At 69.8% G+C, this 19235-nt stretch carries 16 protein-coding genes and 1 pseudogene; 13 read left to right on the top strand and 4 right to left on the bottom strand.

Going from position 1 to position 19235, the window contains the following annotated elements:
• Positions 1 to 55: 55 nt before the first annotated feature.
• From AB0O76_RS36165 to AB0O76_RS36145, 5 genes are all read left to right on the top strand, one after another.
• Positions 56 to 1495 carry a gamma-aminobutyraldehyde dehydrogenase gene (locus AB0O76_RS36165; RefSeq protein ID WP_365500549.1) on the top strand — a complete coding sequence of 480 codons (1440 nt, stop codon included), beginning with the start codon at positions 56 to 58 and terminating at the stop codon, positions 1493 to 1495.
• 249 nt (positions 1496 to 1744) lie between these two features.
• Complete coding sequence (locus AB0O76_RS36160) at positions 1745 to 4372, top strand: MXAN_6230/SCO0854 family RING domain-containing protein (protein WP_365500546.1); 2628 nt, start codon at positions 1745 to 1747, stop codon at positions 4370 to 4372.
• Positions 4373 to 4465: 93 nt separating this feature from the next.
• Positions 4466 to 5656: a spermidine/putrescine ABC transporter substrate-binding protein gene (locus AB0O76_RS36155; protein ID WP_365500543.1), complete on the top strand. Its 1191-nt coding sequence runs from the start codon at positions 4466 to 4468 to the stop codon at positions 5654 to 5656.
• 202 nt (positions 5657 to 5858) lie between these two features.
• Entirely contained in the window at positions 5859 to 6680 is an 822-nt protein-coding gene (locus AB0O76_RS36150; protein ID WP_365500540.1) for a hypothetical protein, read from the top strand.
• A complete protein-coding gene (locus AB0O76_RS36145; RefSeq protein WP_365500537.1) occupies positions 6677 to 7342 on the top strand; it encodes a class F sortase in 666 nt (221 codons plus the stop codon). The genes AB0O76_RS36150 and AB0O76_RS36145 overlap by 4 nt, the downstream gene beginning before the upstream one ends.
• Positions 7343 to 7401: 59 nt before the next feature.
• On the opposite strand, the gene AB0O76_RS36140 is transcribed toward AB0O76_RS36145, so the two are convergent.
• Entirely contained in the window at positions 7402 to 7893 is a 492-nt protein-coding gene (locus AB0O76_RS36140) for a hypothetical protein (protein ID WP_365500534.1), read from the bottom strand.
• A 91-nt stretch (positions 7894 to 7984) separates the two neighbouring features.
• On the opposite strand from AB0O76_RS36140, the pseudogene AB0O76_RS36135 reads away from it, so the two are divergent.
• Positions 7985 to 8370 (top strand): annotated as a pseudogene (locus AB0O76_RS36135) (NADP oxidoreductase); the annotation flags it as partial.
• A gap of 13 nt (positions 8371 to 8383) precedes the next feature.
• Here the strand turns inward: AB0O76_RS36135 and AB0O76_RS36130 are convergent.
• On the bottom strand, positions 8384 to 9070 hold the full coding sequence (locus AB0O76_RS36130; RefSeq protein WP_365500531.1) for a glycerophosphodiester phosphodiesterase: 687 nt from the start codon (positions 9068 to 9070) through the stop codon (positions 8384 to 8386).
• 33 nt (positions 9071 to 9103) lie between these two features.
• Positions 9104 to 10162: an adenosine deaminase gene (locus tag AB0O76_RS36125; protein ID WP_365500528.1), complete on the bottom strand. Its 1059-nt coding sequence runs from the start codon at positions 10160 to 10162 to the stop codon at positions 9104 to 9106.
• Positions 10163 to 10317: 155 nt separating this feature from the next.
• On the opposite strand from AB0O76_RS36125, the gene AB0O76_RS36120 reads away from it, so the two are divergent.
• Positions 10318 to 11133 (top strand): DUF4190 domain-containing protein, encoded by an 816-nt coding sequence (locus AB0O76_RS36120; protein ID WP_365500525.1) that lies wholly within the window; start codon positions 10318 to 10320, stop codon positions 11131 to 11133.
• Positions 11134 to 11184: 51 nt separating this feature from the next.
• On the opposite strand, the gene AB0O76_RS36115 is transcribed toward AB0O76_RS36120, so the two are convergent.
• On the bottom strand, positions 11185 to 11742 hold the full coding sequence (locus AB0O76_RS36115; RefSeq protein WP_365500522.1) for an NADAR family protein: 558 nt from the start codon (positions 11740 to 11742) through the stop codon (positions 11185 to 11187).
• 207 nt (positions 11743 to 11949) lie between these two features.
• On the opposite strand from AB0O76_RS36115, the gene AB0O76_RS36110 reads away from it, so the two are divergent.
• The 6 genes from AB0O76_RS36110 to AB0O76_RS36085 are packed head-to-tail and all read left to right on the top strand — an operon-like array spanning position 11950 to position 19149.
• The gene (locus tag AB0O76_RS36110; protein ID WP_365500519.1) at positions 11950 to 13452 is read left to right on the top strand and encodes a gamma-aminobutyraldehyde dehydrogenase; all 1503 of its coding nucleotides are present in this window, start codon (positions 11950 to 11952) and stop codon (positions 13450 to 13452) included.
• 55 nt (positions 13453 to 13507) lie between these two features.
• Positions 13508 to 14752, top strand: a complete 1245-nt coding sequence (locus AB0O76_RS36105; RefSeq protein WP_365500516.1) for an extracellular solute-binding protein — start codon at positions 13508 to 13510, stop codon at positions 14750 to 14752.
• A 58-nt stretch (positions 14753 to 14810) separates the two neighbouring features.
• Positions 14811 to 15971: an ABC transporter ATP-binding protein gene (locus tag AB0O76_RS36100; protein WP_365500513.1), complete on the top strand. Its 1161-nt coding sequence runs from the start codon at positions 14811 to 14813 to the stop codon at positions 15969 to 15971.
• Positions 15968 to 16897: an ABC transporter permease gene (locus AB0O76_RS36095; protein WP_365500510.1), complete on the top strand. Its 930-nt coding sequence runs from the start codon at positions 15968 to 15970 to the stop codon at positions 16895 to 16897. Before AB0O76_RS36100 ends, AB0O76_RS36095 begins: the two co-directional genes overlap by 4 nt.
• Positions 16897 to 17697: an ABC transporter permease gene (locus AB0O76_RS36090; RefSeq protein ID WP_365500507.1), complete on the top strand. Its 801-nt coding sequence runs from the start codon at positions 16897 to 16899 to the stop codon at positions 17695 to 17697. Before AB0O76_RS36095 ends, AB0O76_RS36090 begins: the two co-directional genes overlap by 1 nt.
• Before the next feature lie 33 nt (positions 17698 to 17730).
• Entirely contained in the window at positions 17731 to 19149 is a 1419-nt protein-coding gene (locus tag AB0O76_RS36085; RefSeq protein WP_365500504.1) for an FAD-dependent oxidoreductase, read from the top strand.
• Positions 19150 to 19235 lie beyond the last annotated feature (86 nt).

Here is a 19235-nt window from a genome sequence, read left to right as displayed (position 1 = left end):
TAGAAGGACTAGGGTGGGTGTCTCATCCACTGGACATCTGACTGGAGGGCCGGAAGTGACCACCGAGCTGCGCCGTCTGCGTAACTACATCAACGGCGAATTCCGGGACGCCGCCGACGGCCGGACCACCGAGGTGGTCAACCCCGCCACCGGCGAGTCCTATGCCACCGCGCCGCTGTCGGGGCAGGCCGACGTCGACGCCGCCATGGAGGCCGCCGCGGCCGCCTTCCCCGCCTGGCGCGACCTGACGCCCGCCGAGCGTCAGAAGGCCCTGCTGAAGATCGCCGACGCCTTCGAGGAGCGCGCCGAGGACTTGATCGCGGCCGAGGTCGAGAACACGGGCAAGCCGATCGGACTCACGCGGTCCGAGGAGATCCCGCCCATGGTCGACCAGATCCGCTTCTTCGCGGGTGCGGCCCGGATGCTCGAGGGCCGCGCGGCCGGCGAGTACATGGAGGGTCTGACCTCCATCATCCGCCGCGAGCCGATCGGCGTCTGCGCGCAGGTCGCGCCGTGGAACTACCCGATGATGATGGGTGTTTGGAAGTTCGCCCCGGCGCTCGCCGCGGGCAACACCGTCGTCCTCAAGCCCTCGGACACGACCCCCGCGTCGACCGTCCTGATGGCCGAGATCATCGGCTCGATCGTCCCCAAGGGCGTCTTCAACGTCGTCTGCGGCGACCGTGACACCGGCCGCGCGATGGTCGAGCACAACACCCCGGCAATGGCCTCCATCACCGGCTCGGTGCGCGCCGGTATGCAGGTCGCCGAGTCCGCCTCCAAGGACCTCAAGCGGGTCCACCTGGAGCTGGGCGGCAAGGCGCCGGTCGTCGTCTTCGAGGACGCCGACATCGCCAAGGCCGTCGAGGACATCTCGGTGGCGGGCTTCTTCAACGCGGGCCAGGACTGTACGGCCGCCACGCGCGTGCTCGTCCACGAGTCCATCCACGACGAGTTCGTGACGGCGCTCGCCAAGGCCGCGGCCGACACGAAGACCGGGCAGCCGGACGACGAGGACGTGCTGTTCGGCCCGCTCAACAACGCCAACCAGCTGAAGCAGGTCTCCGGCTTCATCGACCGCCTTCCGGCGCACGCCAAGGTCGAGGCCGGCGGTCAGCGGGTCGGCGAGAAGGGCTACTTCTACGCCCCGACCGTCGTCTCGGGCCTCAAGCAGGACGACGAGATCATCCAGAACGAGGTCTTCGGCCCGGTCATCACCGTCCAGTCCTTCACGGACGAGGCGCAGGCCGTGTCGTACGCGAACGGCGTGGACTACGCCCTTGCCTCCTCGGTGTGGACGCAGAACCACGCGCGCGCCATGCGTATGTCGAAGGTCCTGGACTTCGGCTGCGTCTGGATCAACACGCACATCCCGCTGGTCGCGGAGATGCCGCACGGCGGCTTCAAGAAGTCCGGCTACGGCAAGGACCTCTCGGCGTACGGGTTCGACGACTACACGCGCATCAAGCACGTCATGACGTCGATCGAGGGCTAGTCGCGTCTGCCGGGTTGCTCGCCGTTCGCCTCCTCGGGCGAGTGGGGGCTGGTCGCGCAGTTCCCCGCGCCCCTGGCGGGGCGCGTCGCGTGCCCGGCGATTAATCGTGTGACGCCCCATCCGCCCCCGCGTACCGTTGCGTGCGCGGGGGCGGCTCCGTGGTGGGCTTCCTTCTTTCTCTTCTCTGTAAAAGATCCGTAGCGCACCCACTCCCCGCCCCCGCGTTTCCGTACGACGGGGGTGGACCTGATGGTGGCGACGACGACCGACGATCTCGCCGGGCTGCTGCTGCGCCGTCGGCAGAGTGTCTACGTTCCGGAAGGTGCCGGACGGACCGCCCTGACCGGCGCCACCGTGGTCGTCCTCGAAGCCGAACTCGCCGACCGCGGGCACCTGTTGACCGCCCCGCTGCGCCGCGCGCTGGCCGCGCTCTCCGCCGAGGACCTCGCGGTGACGGGGCGCAAGCTGCTCGCCGACGTCGACGCCCTGATGGGCTCCGACCGCCACCATGCCCCGCTGTTCCGGCGGTTCCCCGACGAGATCCCCTACCAGCACGCGTACGACCGCTTCACCGCGACCGTTCTCGCGCACCTCGCCGCCCAGCCGCACCAGCCCTGCATGAACTGCGCGGGCACCAAGGCCCGGGTGCGCGCGCTCGCGCCCTGCGCGCATCTGCTGTGCGACGACTGCCACCCCAAGATGGTGGACTGGGGCTGCTGCGAGGACTGCTGCGTCTGGTACGGCTGCCCGATCTGCGAGCAGCGCTACGAGACGGACGGGCCGACCGATCCCTGGATCGACACCGGCGCCGGTCTCGGCGGTGACGGTGGCGAGATTCTGCGCGCGTTGCGGCTGGGCGCGCCGGGCGACGCGGCCACGGAACTCGCCGCGCTGCTCGCCCGCCGTACGCCCCTCAACCCGCAGGACCACGACGACCTGGTCCTGCTCCTGGGGCATCTGGACCCGGCCGACGCCGCCGACTGGCTCCCGGCCGCCATTCCGCTGCGCGAGAGCAAGGCGCTCGCGCTCGCGCCGCTGCTGGATGTCGCTGAAGTGCGGTCACTGGTCGCGCGGTACGCCGACACCGCCACCGATGTGCTGCGCGTCATTGCCGTACGTTCCGGAGGCGACCCCGATCTGCTCGAACTGCCGCGCCTGCGCGGGCTTTCGCGGCCGGTGCGTCGCGAACTCCTCGCTCTGCTCGACGGGTTCGACTTCCAGCGTCTCGCCGAGGACATGGCACGGAACGCACGCGCGTGGAAGCGGGTGGGCGAGATCCTGCATCCCTTCGAGGGCGCCCACCGGCACGCGCGCGTGGCGCTCGCCTTCGCGGCCCTGCGCGGGACACGCATCGATGACAGTGCGCTCTCCGAGACGTTGCTCGCCGAGTCCGCCCGGCATGAGGGCGTCCGCCTCGTGGGCGACCGGCTGCGCGTCGTCACCTGGCAGGGGCGCGTCGAGGAGGCGCTCGGCCGCTGGGACACCACGGCCGCTGCGGATCTGCTGCGCGAGCGCCCGGGTGAACTCCTGCGCTGCCTGGACCTGTTGCTGGCCCGGTCGGGCTCGGTGACCCTCCCGGAGCCGGTGGGCGACGCGCTCGCGCACGCCTTGCCGCACACGGGACCGGGACCGCTGCTCGGCGCGTTCGGGCAGATGAAGACCCGGTTCAAGCCGGGGCACCGTCGCGTCTTCTTCCCGCGCGGTCGGGTCACCAAGGCGTACGCGGTCGAGGACCACCGGCCGCCGCTGCCTTCCCGCGTGGCGGGGCGTGCCGGTGAGCTGATCGAGGCGGAGGCGGTGCGGCGGCTCGCCGCGCGCGAGGGGGCGCGGTACGACGTGGCCGTCCTGGACGCCTCGCTCGCCGACCTGCCGGTGCCGTTCGCCGAGCGGGCATCGGCGGCCTCGCTGGTCGCCGTGCCGCGCGGCAGCTCGCTGCCCATGCCCGCGGACAGCGAGACCGTGCGGCTCTTCCTGCACTGGCTGCAACCCAAGGGCCTGCGCGTCGACCTCGACCTGTCCGTCGCGCTCTACGACGACCTGTGGCGCTTCGTCGGTCTGTGCGACTACACGCAGCTGGAGTACGCGGGCGGCGCCGCCCGGCACTCCGGGGACCTGACATCGGCGCCCGCCCCGCACGGCGCCACCGAGTACCTGGACCTCGACCTGCCGCGGCTGGCGAACGCGGGGGTGCGGTTCGTGGTGCCCGCTGTCCTCTCGTACAACGACGTGCCCTTCGATGAACTCCCGGACGCCTTCGCGGGGTTCATGGCGGTCGGGGGCGTCGGGGGCGTCGGGGGCGTCGAGGGCAAGGGGCGGGCCGTCTACGACCCGCGCACCGTCCGCCAGCGCTTCGACCTCGCGGGGGAAGCGACGCTGCGGGTGCCGATGATCGTCGACCTGCGGACGCGGCATGCCTGGTGGGCCGACGTCACCCTCGCCACCACCGGCGGTAGCCACGACGTGTGGCGGTACAAGCGGCAGCTCGGGCACATCGGCAACGACCTTCTCGACACGTTCGCGCCGCGCGGCCGGGCCACCCTGTGGGACCTCGCCTGCTGGACGGCGGCGGCCCGCACCGACGGCGACGTGTATGTGCGCGGCCGCGGTCACGTCCTGTGGGGCTACCGCCGCGCCGATGACGAGCCGCGCGCCGACTTCGCGCTGCGCATCCGCGACGGCTGGGAGCCGGACGCGCTGTGCGCGGAGCCGGAGCTGACGGGCCGCCGCGCCCTTCTGGCTCTCCTGCACGGCGAGTTGGCGGGCGCGGAGGACGCCGCGTCCGGCACGGCGTACCGCCTCTACCCGGGGCCTGTCGACGCCGCGCCGCTGGAGCGGATCACGGCGGGGGACCTGGCGGGGTGGCTGGAGCCCGCCTGATCGACGCGTGATCGACAGGGTGTCGTGTCCCGACTGCTCGGCTCGACGCAGCGTCCATTGCTTGTACGGGGCAGGCAAGCGCATGCTGCCGAGGTGCGAGCGAACCCCATAGCTTCCTCAGTCTCCCGCCGGTCCCTGCTGCGCGCCCTTGGCGGTGGTGCGGCGATCGGCGCGCTCGCGGGGTGCGGTGTGCCGGCCGCGTACATCGGACCCGGCGAGCGGGCCGCGCACGACCGGTCGAGGCAGGACAGGAAGCTGACCTTCGCCAACTGGCCACTCTACATCGACACCGACGACGCGGACGAGACGAAGCGGCCCACGCTCGACGCCTTCGAGAAGCGGACCGGCATCGACGTCCGCTACACGGAGGAGATCAACGACAACGACGAGTTCTTCGGCAAGATCAGCCCGTCCCTGATGAACCACCAGGAGACGGGCCGCGATCTCATCGTCATCAGCGACTGGATGTGCGCCCGCTTCGTACGGCTCGGCTGGGTGCAGGCGATGGACCGGAGCAAGCAGCCGAACGTAACCAAGTACCTTGACCCGCTGCTGCGTTCGCCCAGCTTCGACCCGGCCCGCAAGCACACGGTGCCCTGGCAGTCCGGCATCACCGGCATCGCGTACAACAAGCGCAAGGCAGGCCGCGAGATCAAGCATGTCTCCGATCTGTGGGCCGACGATCTCAAGGGCAAGGTCACGCTGCTCTCCGGGCTCGACGAGTCGTTCGCGCTGCTGATGCAGGGCGACGGCGTCGACATCACGAAGTGGAAGGCCGACGACTTCCACCGCGTGTGCGACAAGGTGGAGAAGCTGGTGGCGGCGAAGCACATCCGCCGGTTCACCGGCAACGACTACATCAAGGACCTCTCCAGCGGCGACGTCCTGGCCTGCCAGGCCTACAGCGGCGATGTCATCCAGCTCCAAGCGGACGACCCGGACATCGATTTCATCGTCCCCGAGGAGGGTGCCGAGCTGTGGGCCGAGTCCCTGATGATCCCCAACCTGGCGAGCCACAAGCAGAACGCGGAGCGGCTCGTCGACTACTACTACGATCCCGAGGTCGCCGCCGAGCTGGCCGCCTGGGTCAACTACGTCTGCCCCGTCCCGGCCGCCCGCGACGTCCTCGCCTCGTCCAAGGACAAGGAACTCGCCGCACTCGCCGAGGACCCGCTGATCTTCCCGGACGACGCGATGCGGGGGCGGCTCGCGATCGCGCGGGACATCACATCGGATGAGCGGACGGAGTTCGCGAAGCGGTGGAATGCCATCGCCGGGCTTTAGCCCCTGTGAGCAGCTCGGATCGAATATCTCAGAGCTCACTTTGAACACCCGAGACCCTCGTTCCGTTTCATGGGTAACTGCCCCGCAGTCGAGGGGGAGTTGATGCCCACGGGGCGTTCGGTGGCTCGCTCGGGCATCGCCAGGAATTCCGTACGACATGCGGCCTGCCCGTCCTTTCGGGTGCCGCGGGAATGGAACGAACGTGATGCCCAAGCGGACCTGTCTTCTCGCGGCGCTTGCCGCTCTGCCCGTCGCCCTCCTCACCGTGGCCGTCTCGTCCCCGGTGTTCGCGGCGGACACCCCGGCCTACCAGCTCGACCTGGAGCAGCTGAACGACTCCGGCTCCAAGGGGACGGCCCTCCTGAGCCTGCGCGGCAATGAGCTGACCGTGTGGATCAAGTCCGAGGGCATGGTGCCCGGCCAGCCCTCGGCGCAGCATCTGCACGGATCGACCGACGGGCACGACTTCCAGTGCCCGGACGACGGCGACGACACCAACGGCGACGGCATCCTCGACAACACCGAGGCCACCGTTCACTACGGCGACATCAACATCTCGCTGACCGTCTCCGGGGGCACCGACGCGGGCAGCGGCCTCGCCGTGGACCGGATGCCGGTGGCCGACGCGGAGGGCAAGGTCCGCTACAAGCGGACCATCACCGTCGGGCAGGACGTGGTGGACCACATCAAGGACCTGCACATCGTGCAGCACGGTGTCGACCGCAATGACAACGGCACGTACGACGTCGAGGGCGCGGGCAAGAGCGAACTCGACCCGAAGCTTCCCCAGGAGGCCACCGCTCCGACCAACTGCGGTGTGGTCGAGGGCGCGGCCGTCGGATCCGTACCCGTCGGCGGGGTCGAGACGGGCGGCGGCGCCGCCGAGGAAGGTGTGTCCATGGGTGCCGTGACGGGTACCGCGGGCGCGGCGGCGGTGACGGCCGCAGGGGTGCTCGTTCTCGCGCGTCGGCGGATGACGGCCGTTGCCGCGGCCGCGGTCGTGAAGACCGGGGATGCCGCGTGAGGCGCCCCCCGGTCCGCAGGGCGTGGGCCGGTGTCCGGCGCGCCTCCGCCGCCGTGGTCGCCGCCGTCGCGGCGGCCCTGCTGCTCACCTCCTGCGCCGGCCAGGAGAGTGCTGCCTCGCAGGCGCCCCCGGCGCGGAGCGCGGAGCAGGGCGGCACGGAAGGCGGCAGGACACCGGCGGCGGGGTCGGGCGGGGCCGTCGCGGCACTGGACCGGTCGGTGCCGCAGAAGGTCGCCATCCCCTCCCTGGGGGTGTCCAGCGGGTTGGAGACGCTGGGGCAGAACGGCGACGGGGCGATGACGACGCCGAAGAATCCCGATCTGGCGGGCTGGTACGAACCGGGCCCCACCCCCGGCTCCCGGGGTCCTGCGGTGATTGCCGGACATGTGACCTGGAACGGCGCGGACGCGGTCTTCAAGAAGCTGAAGACGATGAGGGCCGGAGACACCGTCGAGGTGACACGCGCGGACGGGAAGACGGCCACCTTCACGGTGGACCGCGTCGAGGAGTACCCGAAGAAGGAATTCCCCACCCTGGAGGTGTACAAGAACATCGACCACGCGGGGCTCCGCCTGATCACCTGCGGCGGCGAATTCGACGCGGACCGGCACTACTACAAGAACAACGTCACGGTGTTCGCGAGCATGACAGGTGTCGCGTAGCGGGACGGGGCCCCGCCGCGCTCGTACGCGGCGTCCCACTCGGCGGCGCCGTCGACAGCTCAGACCTCGGCCCATGTGGCGGTCAGGTCCGCACAGCGCACCGTGATCGTCGCATCGGTCAGTTCGATCTCGTGCACTATGCCTTCCTCGCCCTCATCGCCCTCCGCGCCCTCCTCGATCGGCAGGACTTCGTCCAGCAGCACGGTGATCGACTCCATCCAGTCGATCGACCTTTCGTAGTCGATCGAGAAGTGTGTGACGCCGGTGTACTGGATGCGCAGCCCGCTGGAGTGTTTCCACGGGTTGGGCCGGAAGTCGATCGACGCCGTGCCGGACCCGCCCCTGGTGGTGATGGGCAGTCGGATGTCCGCGAGCGCCAGGTCTTTGACACAGCGTTCACTGGCGTACGCGTAGTGCCCGGCGTCGGACGCGAAGGCCCTGGCTCCTTCAGGAAGGGTGTCCTTCAGGTCCGGGAGGGCCGCGAGGTAGTCGCGTGCGTCGGTCCGGAAGCCGTGCCACTCCGGGTCCCACTCGACCTTCACGTACTTCATCCGCGGGATCCCTTCAGGTCGGCGCGCTCGTACGAGTGGCGGGAGACCAGGCCGTTGTACTCCAGGCGGCGCAGGGTCTGGGCGCGGCAGTCTGCGAGCAGATCGTCGTTCGTCACGTACCGAATGGTGCCGCACGGCGGCCGAGTTCGGGGACGCGGTGCTGCTCGCCGTGCCGTACGAGGTGGGGGCCGGAATCGTCGGAGGGCTTCAAGAGGTCCTGCGCGGGCGGGTGTTGATCGACCGCTCCAATGCGGTCGGCCCGGGGCCCGTGTCGTCAAGGCGTTCAACCTCTGCCATGAGAGCGTGTGGCGGATGGCGCCGCCGGTCTTCGACGGCAGGGCGCTCGCGGTGCCGGTGTGCGGGGACGACCCGGGGGCGCTGGATGTCGTACGGGAACTGGTGAAGGACATCGGCTGTGAGCCCTTCGCCGCCGGTGGCCTCGACCGGGCAGAGCTTGTCGAGGCGACGGCCGCGCTCGGGCCGTTTGCCGTCAGGCTTTCGCCGCGAGCAGGCCGTGGAGCACGTCCACGCGGTTCGTGGTGATCGAGTCGACGCCGATGTCGACGAGACGGCGCATGGAGCGTTTCGTGTCCGGGGTCCAGGCAGAGACGAGGAATCCCTCGCGCTGCAGCTGCACGGTCAGCTCGCGGTCGAGCAGCGTGAAGCGGTAGTTGAGCCAGCGCGGCTTGATCGCGTCGAGCACGGCGCGGCGCGGCGGGGCGAGGCTCGTCCAGGTCAGGGCGATCTCGGCGGCGGGATCGGCGGCGCGCACCGCGAGCATCGTCCGGGCGCCCGCGCAGTAGTACGCGCGCTCCGCCGCCCCGCAGTCCGCGATGGTGCCGATGACCGTGCGGACGGTCTCGGGCGTCGCGCCCGGCAGATCCACCATGAGCCGGTGTCCTTCGGTCGCCTCGATGGCCTCTTCGAGGGTGGGTACGCCGTACCCGGTGAGGCCGCGCACCTCGTCCGCGGAGAGCGCGGACAGCGGCCGTTCGTGGTCCCACAGCCGCTTGAGCGTCGCGTCGTGCAGCAGGACGGGGACGTCGTCACGGCTGACACGGACGTCGATCTCCACCGCGTCCGCGCCCCGTTCGAGCGCGGAACGCAGGGACGGGAGGGTGTTCTCGCGGAAGCGGTAGGGATCGCCTCGGTGGGCCACGGCTGTCACGGTGCGCATGGGCCCATTGTGGTGCCGCCCTGTGGTTCCGTCCTACGGAGCGAGCCAGGTCTCCGTGTACGTGTCGATCTCCGCGGCGATCCTCGCCTTGCCCGCCGGGTCGAGGAACGACGCGTCGACGGCGTTCTTCGCCAGGGCCGCGATGCCCCGTTCGTCGAGGCCGAGGAGGCGGGCGGCGACCGCGTACTCGTTGTTCAGGTCGGTGCCGAACATGGGCGGGTCGTCGGAGTTGATGGTGACCGGGACGCCGGCGGCGACGAACTCCTTGATGGGGTGCTCGTCGAGGGTGGTGACGGCGCGGGTCGCGATGTTCGACGTCGGGCAGACCTCGAGCGGGATGCGGTGCTCGGCGAGGTGCGCGAGCAGCTTCGGGTCCTGGGCGGCGCTCGTGCCGTGGCCGATGCGCTCGGCGCGCAGGTCGGTGAGGGCGTCCCAGATGGTCCCCGGGCCCGTCGTCTCGCCGGCGTGCGGCACGGAGCGCAGGCCCGCCGCGATCGCGCGGTCGAAGTGCGGCTTGAACTGCGGCCTCGGTACGCCGATCTCGGGGCCGCCGAGTCCGAACGAGACCAGGCCCTCGGGGCGCAGCTTGTCGGTGGTGGCGAGCCGCACCGTCTCCTCGGCGGCGTCCAGGCCTGCCTCGCCGGGGATGTCGAAGCACCAGCGCAGTACGACGCCGAGCTCGTCATCGGCGGACTTGCGGGCGTCCTCGATGGCGTCCATGAAGGCGCGGTCGTCGATGCCGCGGCGCACGGAGCTGAAGGGGGTGAGGGTCAGCTCGGCGTAGCGGATGTTCTGCCGGGCCATGTCGCGGGCGACTTCGTACGTGAGCAGGCGTACGTCGTCCGGGGTGCGGACCAGGTCCACGACCGACAGATAGACCTGGATGAAGTGCGCGAAGTCCGTGAACGTGAAGTAGTCGGCAAGCGCCTCCACGTCCGTCGGCACCTTGGAGTCGGGGTGGCGGGCGGAGAGCGCGGAGACGATACGGGGGGACGCCGAGCCGACGTGGTGCACATGCAGTTCCGCCTTGGGCAGTCCGGCGATGAAGGCATGTGGGTCGCGTCGCTGCTCTGCGGTGCGCGGTTCGGTCACGGTTTCCTCCCCAGGAACGGGCTTGATCGGCTGATCGGTGGGTCGCGGAACATCGTATGCGGCGGGATTCCGGTGGCATTCCGGCGGTGGGCGGGCGGCTGCCGGGCGGTGTCGGGGCCGTAGCATGACGGAACGTACGAAAGAGGTGACTCGCCATGTCCAAGGCCGAGGGGCCGGTGCCGGGCGCCGGCGCTGAGCCTGAGCGGGATCCGTGGGCGGCGCCGGAGGATGTGCCGCCGGGCGACGTGTCGTCGGGGGCGATGGGGTCGCCGGGGGTGCTGGGGTCACCGGGGGCGCCGGGAGGTCCGGGTGCGCCGGTTCCGTTGGCGAAGCGGGATCCGTGGGCGCCGCCCGAGGACGTGCCGCACGGAGCGGGGCGGGCTTCGGGGTGGTCGGCGCCCTCCGTGCACGATCAGTCGACGATCGCCGCGGGCGGGCCTTTCGCGGCGCCTCCGCCTCCGCCGCCGGCTGCCGGGGCGGGGGAGCCGGTGCCGCCGCCGCCCGTCGGGCCCGAGGGGCCGGGGCAGGTGCCGTACGGGTACCCCGGGGTGCCGGGGCAGCAGGATTACGTGGGTCCGCAGGGTTATCCCGGATACCCCGGGTATCCGGGCTACCAAGGGCAGGGCCCGCCCGGATACGGCTGGCCCGCCATGCCGATGGCTCCCGCCAACGGGATGGGCGTGACCTCGCTCGTCCTCGGGATCATCGCGGCCGCCGTCTTCTGCCTGTGGCCCCTGGCGATCGTCCTCGGCATCCTCGCGATCATCTTCGGGGCGATCGGGCGCGGCAGGGCGAGGCGGGGCGAGGCGACGAATCCCGGGCAGGCGCTGGCCGGGATCATCTGCGGGATCACCGGGATCGTGCTGGGCGTGGGGCTCCTTGTGGCACTGATCGTCATCCCGGACGACGCGTTCGAGGACGGGGCCTCGGGGGACAGCGGCCGCGCGGTGACTGTGGCTGCCAACCCCTGAGCCGCCAACCCCTGAGCTGTCCCCCCTGAGCCCCCCGGATCCCCCCCGCAGTCACCGCAAGCGGTCCCGCGCCTCCATCAAGGCGAACCCCAGCAGATTCGGCCCCCGCCACTTCGCCGGATCCTGGATCCGGGGATCGTCGGCCGCAAGGCCCACACCCCAGATGCGGTCCATGGGGCTCGCCTCCACAAGGACCCGCGAACCCGTGCCGACGAGGAACCCGCGGAGCTCGTCCGTCGACGAGAACTTGTGGACGCTGCCCTCGACCACGATCCCGAAGCGCTCCCGCTCCCATATCGCCTCGTCGAAGCCCCGCACCAGGCGCCCCGCCTTCTTCGCCTCGGCGGGCGTCCGCGAGGCGAGGACCGCGCGCTCCGCCTCCGCGTCCTCGAAGAGCCGGGCCTTGGCCGCCATCATCCAGTGCTCGGCCGTCCCGTACGCCACTCCGTCCACGGTGAACGGCGCGAGCCACCACTGACTCAGGCAGCTGGAGCCCAGCGTGCCGTCCCTGCGCGGGGTGTGCCCCCAGAAATGGAGGTACTTCAGCCGCCCTCCGTCGCCCTTCCGCAACGCCGCGACCAGCGCTTCCACCGAGTCGATCTTCGTCATGCATGCGAGTCTGGCACGCACCACTGACACTCCGTCCCGGGTTTTCCAGGGCGACTCGACACCTGGTCGACAGATTCCGTCGCGTAACCAAAAGGCAACAACGGAATCACTTGTTGGAGCACCAGTGCTCTGTCAGGATCGGCACTCAAATCGATCTGGAGCTACGCCGACCCCTGCGGGACGGGGGCGACGGCGGAGGAGAGCGTCATGCACAACTTCCAGGCGCAGGACCACTTCGCGGAAGGCGCGCAGTACATCGCGGGACGGCTGACCGAAGGCACGTCGGGGAGAACCCAGGCGGTCGTCGACCCGGCCACGGGCGACACGGTCCACACGTACGAACTCGCGGGCGAGAAGGACGTCGACGCCGCGGTCGCCGCCGCCGCGCACGCCTTCCCCGGCTGGGCCGGCGCCACGCCCGGCGAGCGCTCCGACGCCATGCACCGCTTCGCCGCCGTCCTGGCCGACCGCGCCGAGGAGTTCGCGCAGGCCGAGTCGCTCCAGTGCGGCAAGCCGATCAAGCTGAGCCGGGAGTTCGACGTCCCCGGGACCGTCGACAACGCCGCGTTCTTCGCGGGCGCCGCCCGCCATCTGCAGGGCCAGTCGGCCGGCGAGTACTCCGGTGACCACACCTCGTACATCCGCCGTGAGCCCATCGGTGTCGTCGGGTCCATCGCGCCCTGGAACTACCCCCTCCAGATGGCCGCCTGGAAGGTCCTTCCGGCCATCGCCGCCGGCAACACCATCGTCCTCAAGCCCGCCGAGCTGACGCCCTTCACCTCGCTCCTCTTCGCGCAGGCCGCCACCGAGGCGGGCATCCCCGACGGTGTCGTCAACATCATCAGCGGAGCCGGGCGGGACGCCGGAGAACGGCTCGTGGGCCACCCCGACGTCGCCATGACCTCCTTCACCGGGTCCACCGGCGTCGGCAAGCGCGTCGCCGAGATCGCCACGGCGACCGTGAAGCGGCTCCACCTGGAGCTCGGCGGCAAGGCGCCCTTCGTCGTCTTCGACGACGCCGACCTCGACGCCGCCGTGCACGGCGCGGTCGCCGGCGCGCTCATCAACACCGGGCAGGACTGCACGGCCGCCACGCGCGCGTACGTACAGCGCCCGCTGTACGACGCCTTCGTGGAGGGCGTCGCCGAGCTCATGGAGACCGTGCGGCTCGGCGACCCGTTCGACCCGAACACCGATCTCGGGCCGCTCATCTCGCACGTCCACCGGGACCGCGTCGCCGGTTTCGTCGACCGGGCCCGCTCCTACGCGCGCGTGGTCACCGGTGGCGAGGCGCTCGCCCACCCCGGCGCCTTCTACAAGCCCACCCTCATCGCCGACGCCGCGCAGGACAGCGAGATCGTGCAGTCCGAGATCTTCGGTCCTGTCCTTGTGGTGCTGCCGTTCGACTCCGACGACGAGGGCATCCGGCTCGCCAACGACACCCCCTACGGCCTCGCCGCCTCCGCCTGGAGCCGCGACGTCTTCCGCGCCAACCGCGCGACCCGCGAGATCAAGGCGGGCTGCGTCTGGGTCAACGACCACATCCCGATCCTCAGCGAGATGCCGCACGGCGGATACAAGGCATCGGGCTACGGAAAGGACATGTCCGCCTACTCATTCGAGGAGTACACGCAGGTCAAGCACGTCATGTTCGACAACACCGCGGTGGTCCGCAAGGACTGGCACCGCACGATCTTCGGGGACCGATAGTCAGTAGGCCGCCCGACCAGCGGCCGCACACCCTCCCGAAAGGGCAACCAAGCGCATGGAGCAGTACGAGCCCGACCGCCTGTCCCCAGCCCAATTGGCCGCCATGCACCGCAGCATGCGGAACGGCAGGGCCTCCCTCACCCGCCGTTCCCTGCTGCGCGCCGGCACCGGCGGCGCGTTCGCCATCGGCGGGCTCGGGGCACTCAGTGCCTGCGGGATCCCGGCGGCGGGCAAGAGCCAGGGCGACGTCTCGTCCGACGACCACTCGGCCAAGGAGAAGCAGATCTTCTTCTCCAACTGGACCGAGTACATGGACGTCGACGACAAGAAGAACCGCCCCACCCTGGACGCGTTCACCAAGCGCACCGGGATCAAGGTCAAGTACACCGAGGACATCAACGACAACGTCGAGTTCTTCGGGAAGATCAAGCCGCAGCTCGCGGCCGGCCAGGAGACCGGGCGTGACCTCATCTGTGTCACGGACTGGCTCGCGGCCAGGCTCATCCGCTTCGGCTGGGTCCAGAAACTGGACCCGGCCAACCTGCCCCACGCGTACACCAACCTGGCCTCCCAGTTCCGCAACCCGGACTGGGACCCGGGGCGCGCGTACTCGTACCCCTGGACCGGCATCTCCACCGTCATCGCGTACAACAAGAAGGCGACCGACGGCGAAGAGATCACCTCGGTGTCGCAGCTCCTGGACAACCCCAAGCTCAAGGGCCGCGTCGGTTTCCTCTCCGAGATGCGCGACTCCGTCGGCATGACGCTCATCGACATGGGCAAGGACCCGGGGAAGTTCACCGACGACGACTTCGACGCGGCGATCGCCCGCCTCCAGAAGGCCGTCGACAAGGGTCAGATCCGTCGCTTCACCGGCAACGACTACACGTCGGACCTCGCCAAGGGCGACTTCGCCGCGTGTCTGGCCTGGGCCGGTGACGTCGTCCAGCTGAAGGCCGACAACCCGGAGATCGACTTCCACATCCCGGACGCGGGCTACATCACGTCCACGGACAACCTCCTCGTCCCGAACAAGGCGCGCCACAAGCGCAACGCGGAGCGGCTCATCGACTACTACTACGAGCCCGAGCCCGCAGCCCGCCTCGCCGCGTACATCAACTACGTCTGCCCCGTCGACGGCGTACGCCCCGAGCTCGCGAAGCTCGACAAGGACGCGGCGAACAACACGCTGATCCTCCCGGACAAGGAGATGGCGGCGAAGTCCCGCGGCTTCCGCTCGCTGACGCCGAAGGAAGAGACGGCGTACGAGGAGAAGTTCGCCAAGCTGACCGGCGCCTGAGGGCCCGCTGTAGTCCCCCGTAGTCCACCGCCTCTCCCCTCGACCCCCTGGACGCACCATGACGACTGCTACAGAACACGGCGGCGACGTCCGCCTCACCGGGATCAGCAAGACCTACGGCTCCTTCACCGCCGTACAGCCGCTCGACCTGACTGTGCCGCAGGGCTCCTTCTTCGCGCTGCTCGGCGCATCCGGCTGTGGCAAGACCACAACGCTCCGCATGATCGCGGGACTTGAGGAGCCCAGCTCGGGCACCGTCCACCTCGGCGACCAGGACGTCACGGCACTGCCGCCCTACAAGCGGCCCGTCAACACCGTCTTCCAGTCGTACGCGCTCTTCCCGCACCTCGACATCTTCGAGAACGTCGCCTTCGGCCTGCGCCGCCGCGGCATCAAGTCCGTGAAGAAGCAGGTCGGCGAGATGCTCGACCTCGTCCAGCTCGGCGAGCAGGCCCGCAAGAAGCCGCACCAGCTCTCCGGCGGCCAGCAGCAGCGCGTCGCCGTCGCCCGCGCTCTGATCAACCACCCCAAGGTGCTGCTCCTCGACGAGCCGCTCGGCGCCCTGGACCTCAAGCTGCGCCGCCAGATGCAGCTCGAACTCAAGCGCATCCAGACCGAGGTGGGCATCACCTTCGTGCACGTCACGCACGACCAGGAGGAGGCCATGACGATGGCCGACCAGGTCGCGGTGATGAACGCGGGCCGCGTCGAACAGCTCGGCGCCCCCGCCGACCTCTACGAGAACCCGGGCACCACCTTCGTCGCCAACTTCCTCGGCACGTCGAACTTCATAGAGGCCGAGATCGCCGGACGCAGCGGCGACGACCTCACCCTGAAGGCGGGCGACGGCAAGCTCATCCTGCCGACCGCGCGATGTTCGGCCGCCACGACCACGGGCGGCAAGGTCCTGCTCGGCGTACGCCCGGAGAAGATCTCCCTCACGCACGCCGACGCGGCGGGGGAGATTCCCGAGGGGCGCAACCGCATCACGGGCCGCATCGCCGACAGCAGCTTCATCGGCGTCTCCACGCAGTACGTCGTCGACAGCCCGATCTGCGACTCCTTCGAGGTGTACGCGCAGAACATCGAGCGCGACACCCGCCTCGTGCCCGGCACCGAGGTCGTCCTGCACTGGAACCCCGCGCACACCTTCGGCCTGGACGCCGCCCAGGACATCGAAGCGGGCGTCGAGAAGGTCGAGGAGGACGCCTCCGCATGACGACGACCCTCACCGAAGCGCCCCCGGAGAAGGAACCCGAGGCGGCGCCCCGCAAGATCCGCAAACGCGGCCGGCTGGTCCCCTACTGGCTGCTGCTCCCCGGCATCCTCTGGCTCGTCGTCTTCTTCGCGCTGCCGCTGGTCTACCAGGCATCGACGTCCGTCCAGACGGGCTCCCTCGAAGACGGCTTCAAGGTCACCTGGCACTTCGCCACCTACTGGGACGCCCTGAGCGACTACTGGCCGCAGTTCCTGCGCTCGGTGACGTACGCGGGCGCCGCCACGATCCTGTGCCTGCTGCTCGGCTATCCGCTCGCGTACCTGATCGCGTTCCGCGCGGGCCGCTGGCGCAACCTCATCCTCGTACTCGTCATCGCGCCGTTCTTCACCAGCTTCCTCATCCGTACGCTGGCCTGGAAGACGATCCTCGCCGACGGCGGGCCCGTGGTGGGCGCGCTCAACTCGCTGCACTTCCTGGACGTCACCAGCTGGCTGGGCGTGACGGAGGGCGACCGGGTCCTGGCCACACCGCTCGCCGTGATCTGCGGACTCACGTACAACTTCCTGCCGTTCATGATCCTGCCGCTCTACACGTCCCTGGAGCGCATCGACGGCCGCCTTCACGAGGCGGCGGGCGATCTCTACGCCAAGCCGTCCACCACCTTCCGCAAGGTGACCTTCCCGCTCTCCATGCCGGGCGTCGTCTCCGGGACGCTGCTCACGTTCATCCCGGCGGCCGGCGACTACGTCAACGCGGATCTGCTCGGCTCCACCGACACCCGCATGGTCGGAAACGTCATCCAGACGCAATTCCTGCGCATTCTGGATTACCCGACGGCCGCGGCTCTCTCCTTCATCCTCATGGCGGCGATCCTGGTCATGGTCACCGTCTACATCCGTAAGTCCGGGACGGAGGATCTCGTCTGATGGCTGCCTTCTTCCGCTGGCTGCGCGGCAAATTCGTCGTCATCGCGGGTCTGCTGACGCTCGCGTATCTGCTGCTCCCGAACATCGTCGTGACGGTGTTCTCCTTCAACAATCCGACGGGGCGCTTCAATTACTCCTGGCAGGAGTTCTCGCTCGACGCCTGGAAGGACCCGTGCGGCGTCGCCGACATGTGCGGCTCGCTGTCGCTGAGCCTGCAGATCGCGGCCTGGGCGACGATCGGCGCGACGCTGCTCGGCACGATGATCGCCTTCGCGCTCGTCCGCTACCGCTTCCGGGCGCGCGGCGCGGTGAACTCGCTGATCTTCCTGCCGATGGCGATGCCCGAGGTCGTCATGGCCGCGTCGCTGCTCACGCTCTTCCTCAACATGGGCGCGCAGCTCGGCTTCTGGACGATTCTCATCGCCCACATCATGTTCTGCCTCAGCTTCGTGGTGACCGCCGTCAAGGCGCGCGTCATGTCGATGGACCCGCGCCTGGAACAGGCAGCGCAGGACCTTTACGCAGGTCCCGTGCAGACGTTTCTGAGGGTGACGCTCCCGATCGCCGCGCCCGGCATCGCGGCCGGCGCACTGCTCGCCTTCGCGCTCTCCTTCGACGACTTCATCATCACGAACTTCAACGCGGGCTCCACCGTGACGTTCCCCATGTTCGTCTGGGGATCGGCACAGCGGGGCACGCCCGTTCAGATCAATGTGATCGGTACGGCGATGTTCCTTGTCGCCGTGCTTCTGGTGCTGGCCGGAATGCTCATCGGCAAGCGCCGCAACAAGCAAGCGTAGTAACGCTTTTACGTTTCTGAAGGAGTGGAAATCATGGCCCCAAGCGCCATGACCCGTTGGACCAAGTCTCTTTCCGACGCCCAGCCGCTTTCCTACTGGCTGGACGACCCGGGCAAGCCACCCGCCGAGCCCTCCCTCACCGCCGACGAGCAGTGCGACCTGCTCGTCGTCGGCGGCGGCTACAGCGGACTGTGGACCGCGCTCATCGCCAAGGAACGCGACCCGCACCGCGAGGTGGTCCTGCTCGAAGGCCGCGAGGCGGGCTGGGCCGCCTCCGGCCGCAACGGCGGCTTCTGCGCCGCCTCCCTCACTCATGGCATCTCCAACGGCCTGTCCCGCTGGCCCGGCGAGATCGCGAAGCTGGAGGAGCTCGGCGCCCGCAACCTCGACGAGATCGAGGCGGCCGTCAAGCGCTACTCCATCGACTGCGACTTCGAACGCACCGGCGAGATCGACGTGGCGACCCAGCCGCACCAGCTCGCCGAACTCCACGAGATGTACGGGGAGATGGCGGAGCACGGCCTCGCGGACGGGTCCGAACTCCTGGACGCGGACGCGGTGCGCGAGCACGTCGACTCACCCACCTTCCTCGGCGGCCTCTGGGACCGCAAGGGCGTCGCGATGCTCCACCCGGCGAAGCTGGCCTGGGGCCTCAAGCGGGCCTGCCTGGAGAAGGGCGTACGCATCTACGAGCACACGCCCGCGCTCCAACTCGCCTCCTCCGGCGCGGGGATGGCCGTCCGCACCCCCTACGGCCGGGTCCGTGCCCGGCAGGTCGCGCTCGCCACGAACATCTTCCCCTCGCTGGTCAAGCGCCTGCGGGCGTACACGGTCCCGGTCTACGACTACGCGCTGATGACCGAGCCGCTGAGCGAGGAGCAGCTGGCGGCCATCGGCTGGAAGAACCGCCAGGGCCTGGGCGACAGCGCCAACCAGTTCCACTACTTCCGGCTCTCCGCCGACAACCGCATCCTGTGGGGCGGTTACGACGCGATCTACCCCTTCGGCGGCAAGCTGCGCGCCGAGCACGACGACCGCCCCGAGACGTACGCGAAGCTGGCGGGCCACTTCTTCACCTGCTTCCCGCAGCTGGAGGGCCTGCGCTTCACGCACGCGTGGGGCGGCGCGATCGACACCTGCTCCCGCTTCTCGGCGTTCTTCGGCACCGCCCACTCCGGCCGTGTCGCCTACGCCGCGGGCTACACGGGCCTCGGTGTCGGGGCCACCCGGTTCGGCGCCGACGTGATGCTGGACCTGCTCTCGGGCGAGCGGACGGAACGCACCTCCCTGGAGATGGTCCGCACGAAGCCGCTGCCGTTCCCGCCCGAGCCGTTCGCGTGGACGGGCGTCGCGCTGACCAAGTGGTCCCTGGCCCGCGCCGACGAGAACAGCGGCAGGCGCAATCTGTGGCTGAAGACGATGGACAAGCTGGGCCTCGGCTTCGACAGCTGAGGCGCCCGCGGGGCGGGTGTGGTACTCCACCGCCCCCGAGGACCAGTCCACGTGCGGAGAACGCTCCTCGGCGTGCAGCGTCTTGG

The organism is Streptomyces sp. NPDC086554, from assembly GCF_040686095.1.
Classification (GTDB): Bacteria; Actinomycetota; Actinomycetes; order Streptomycetales; family Streptomycetaceae; genus Streptomyces.
The sequence above is the reverse complement of the archived record's forward strand: the minus strand, read 5'-3'. Positions and strand labels throughout refer to the sequence as shown.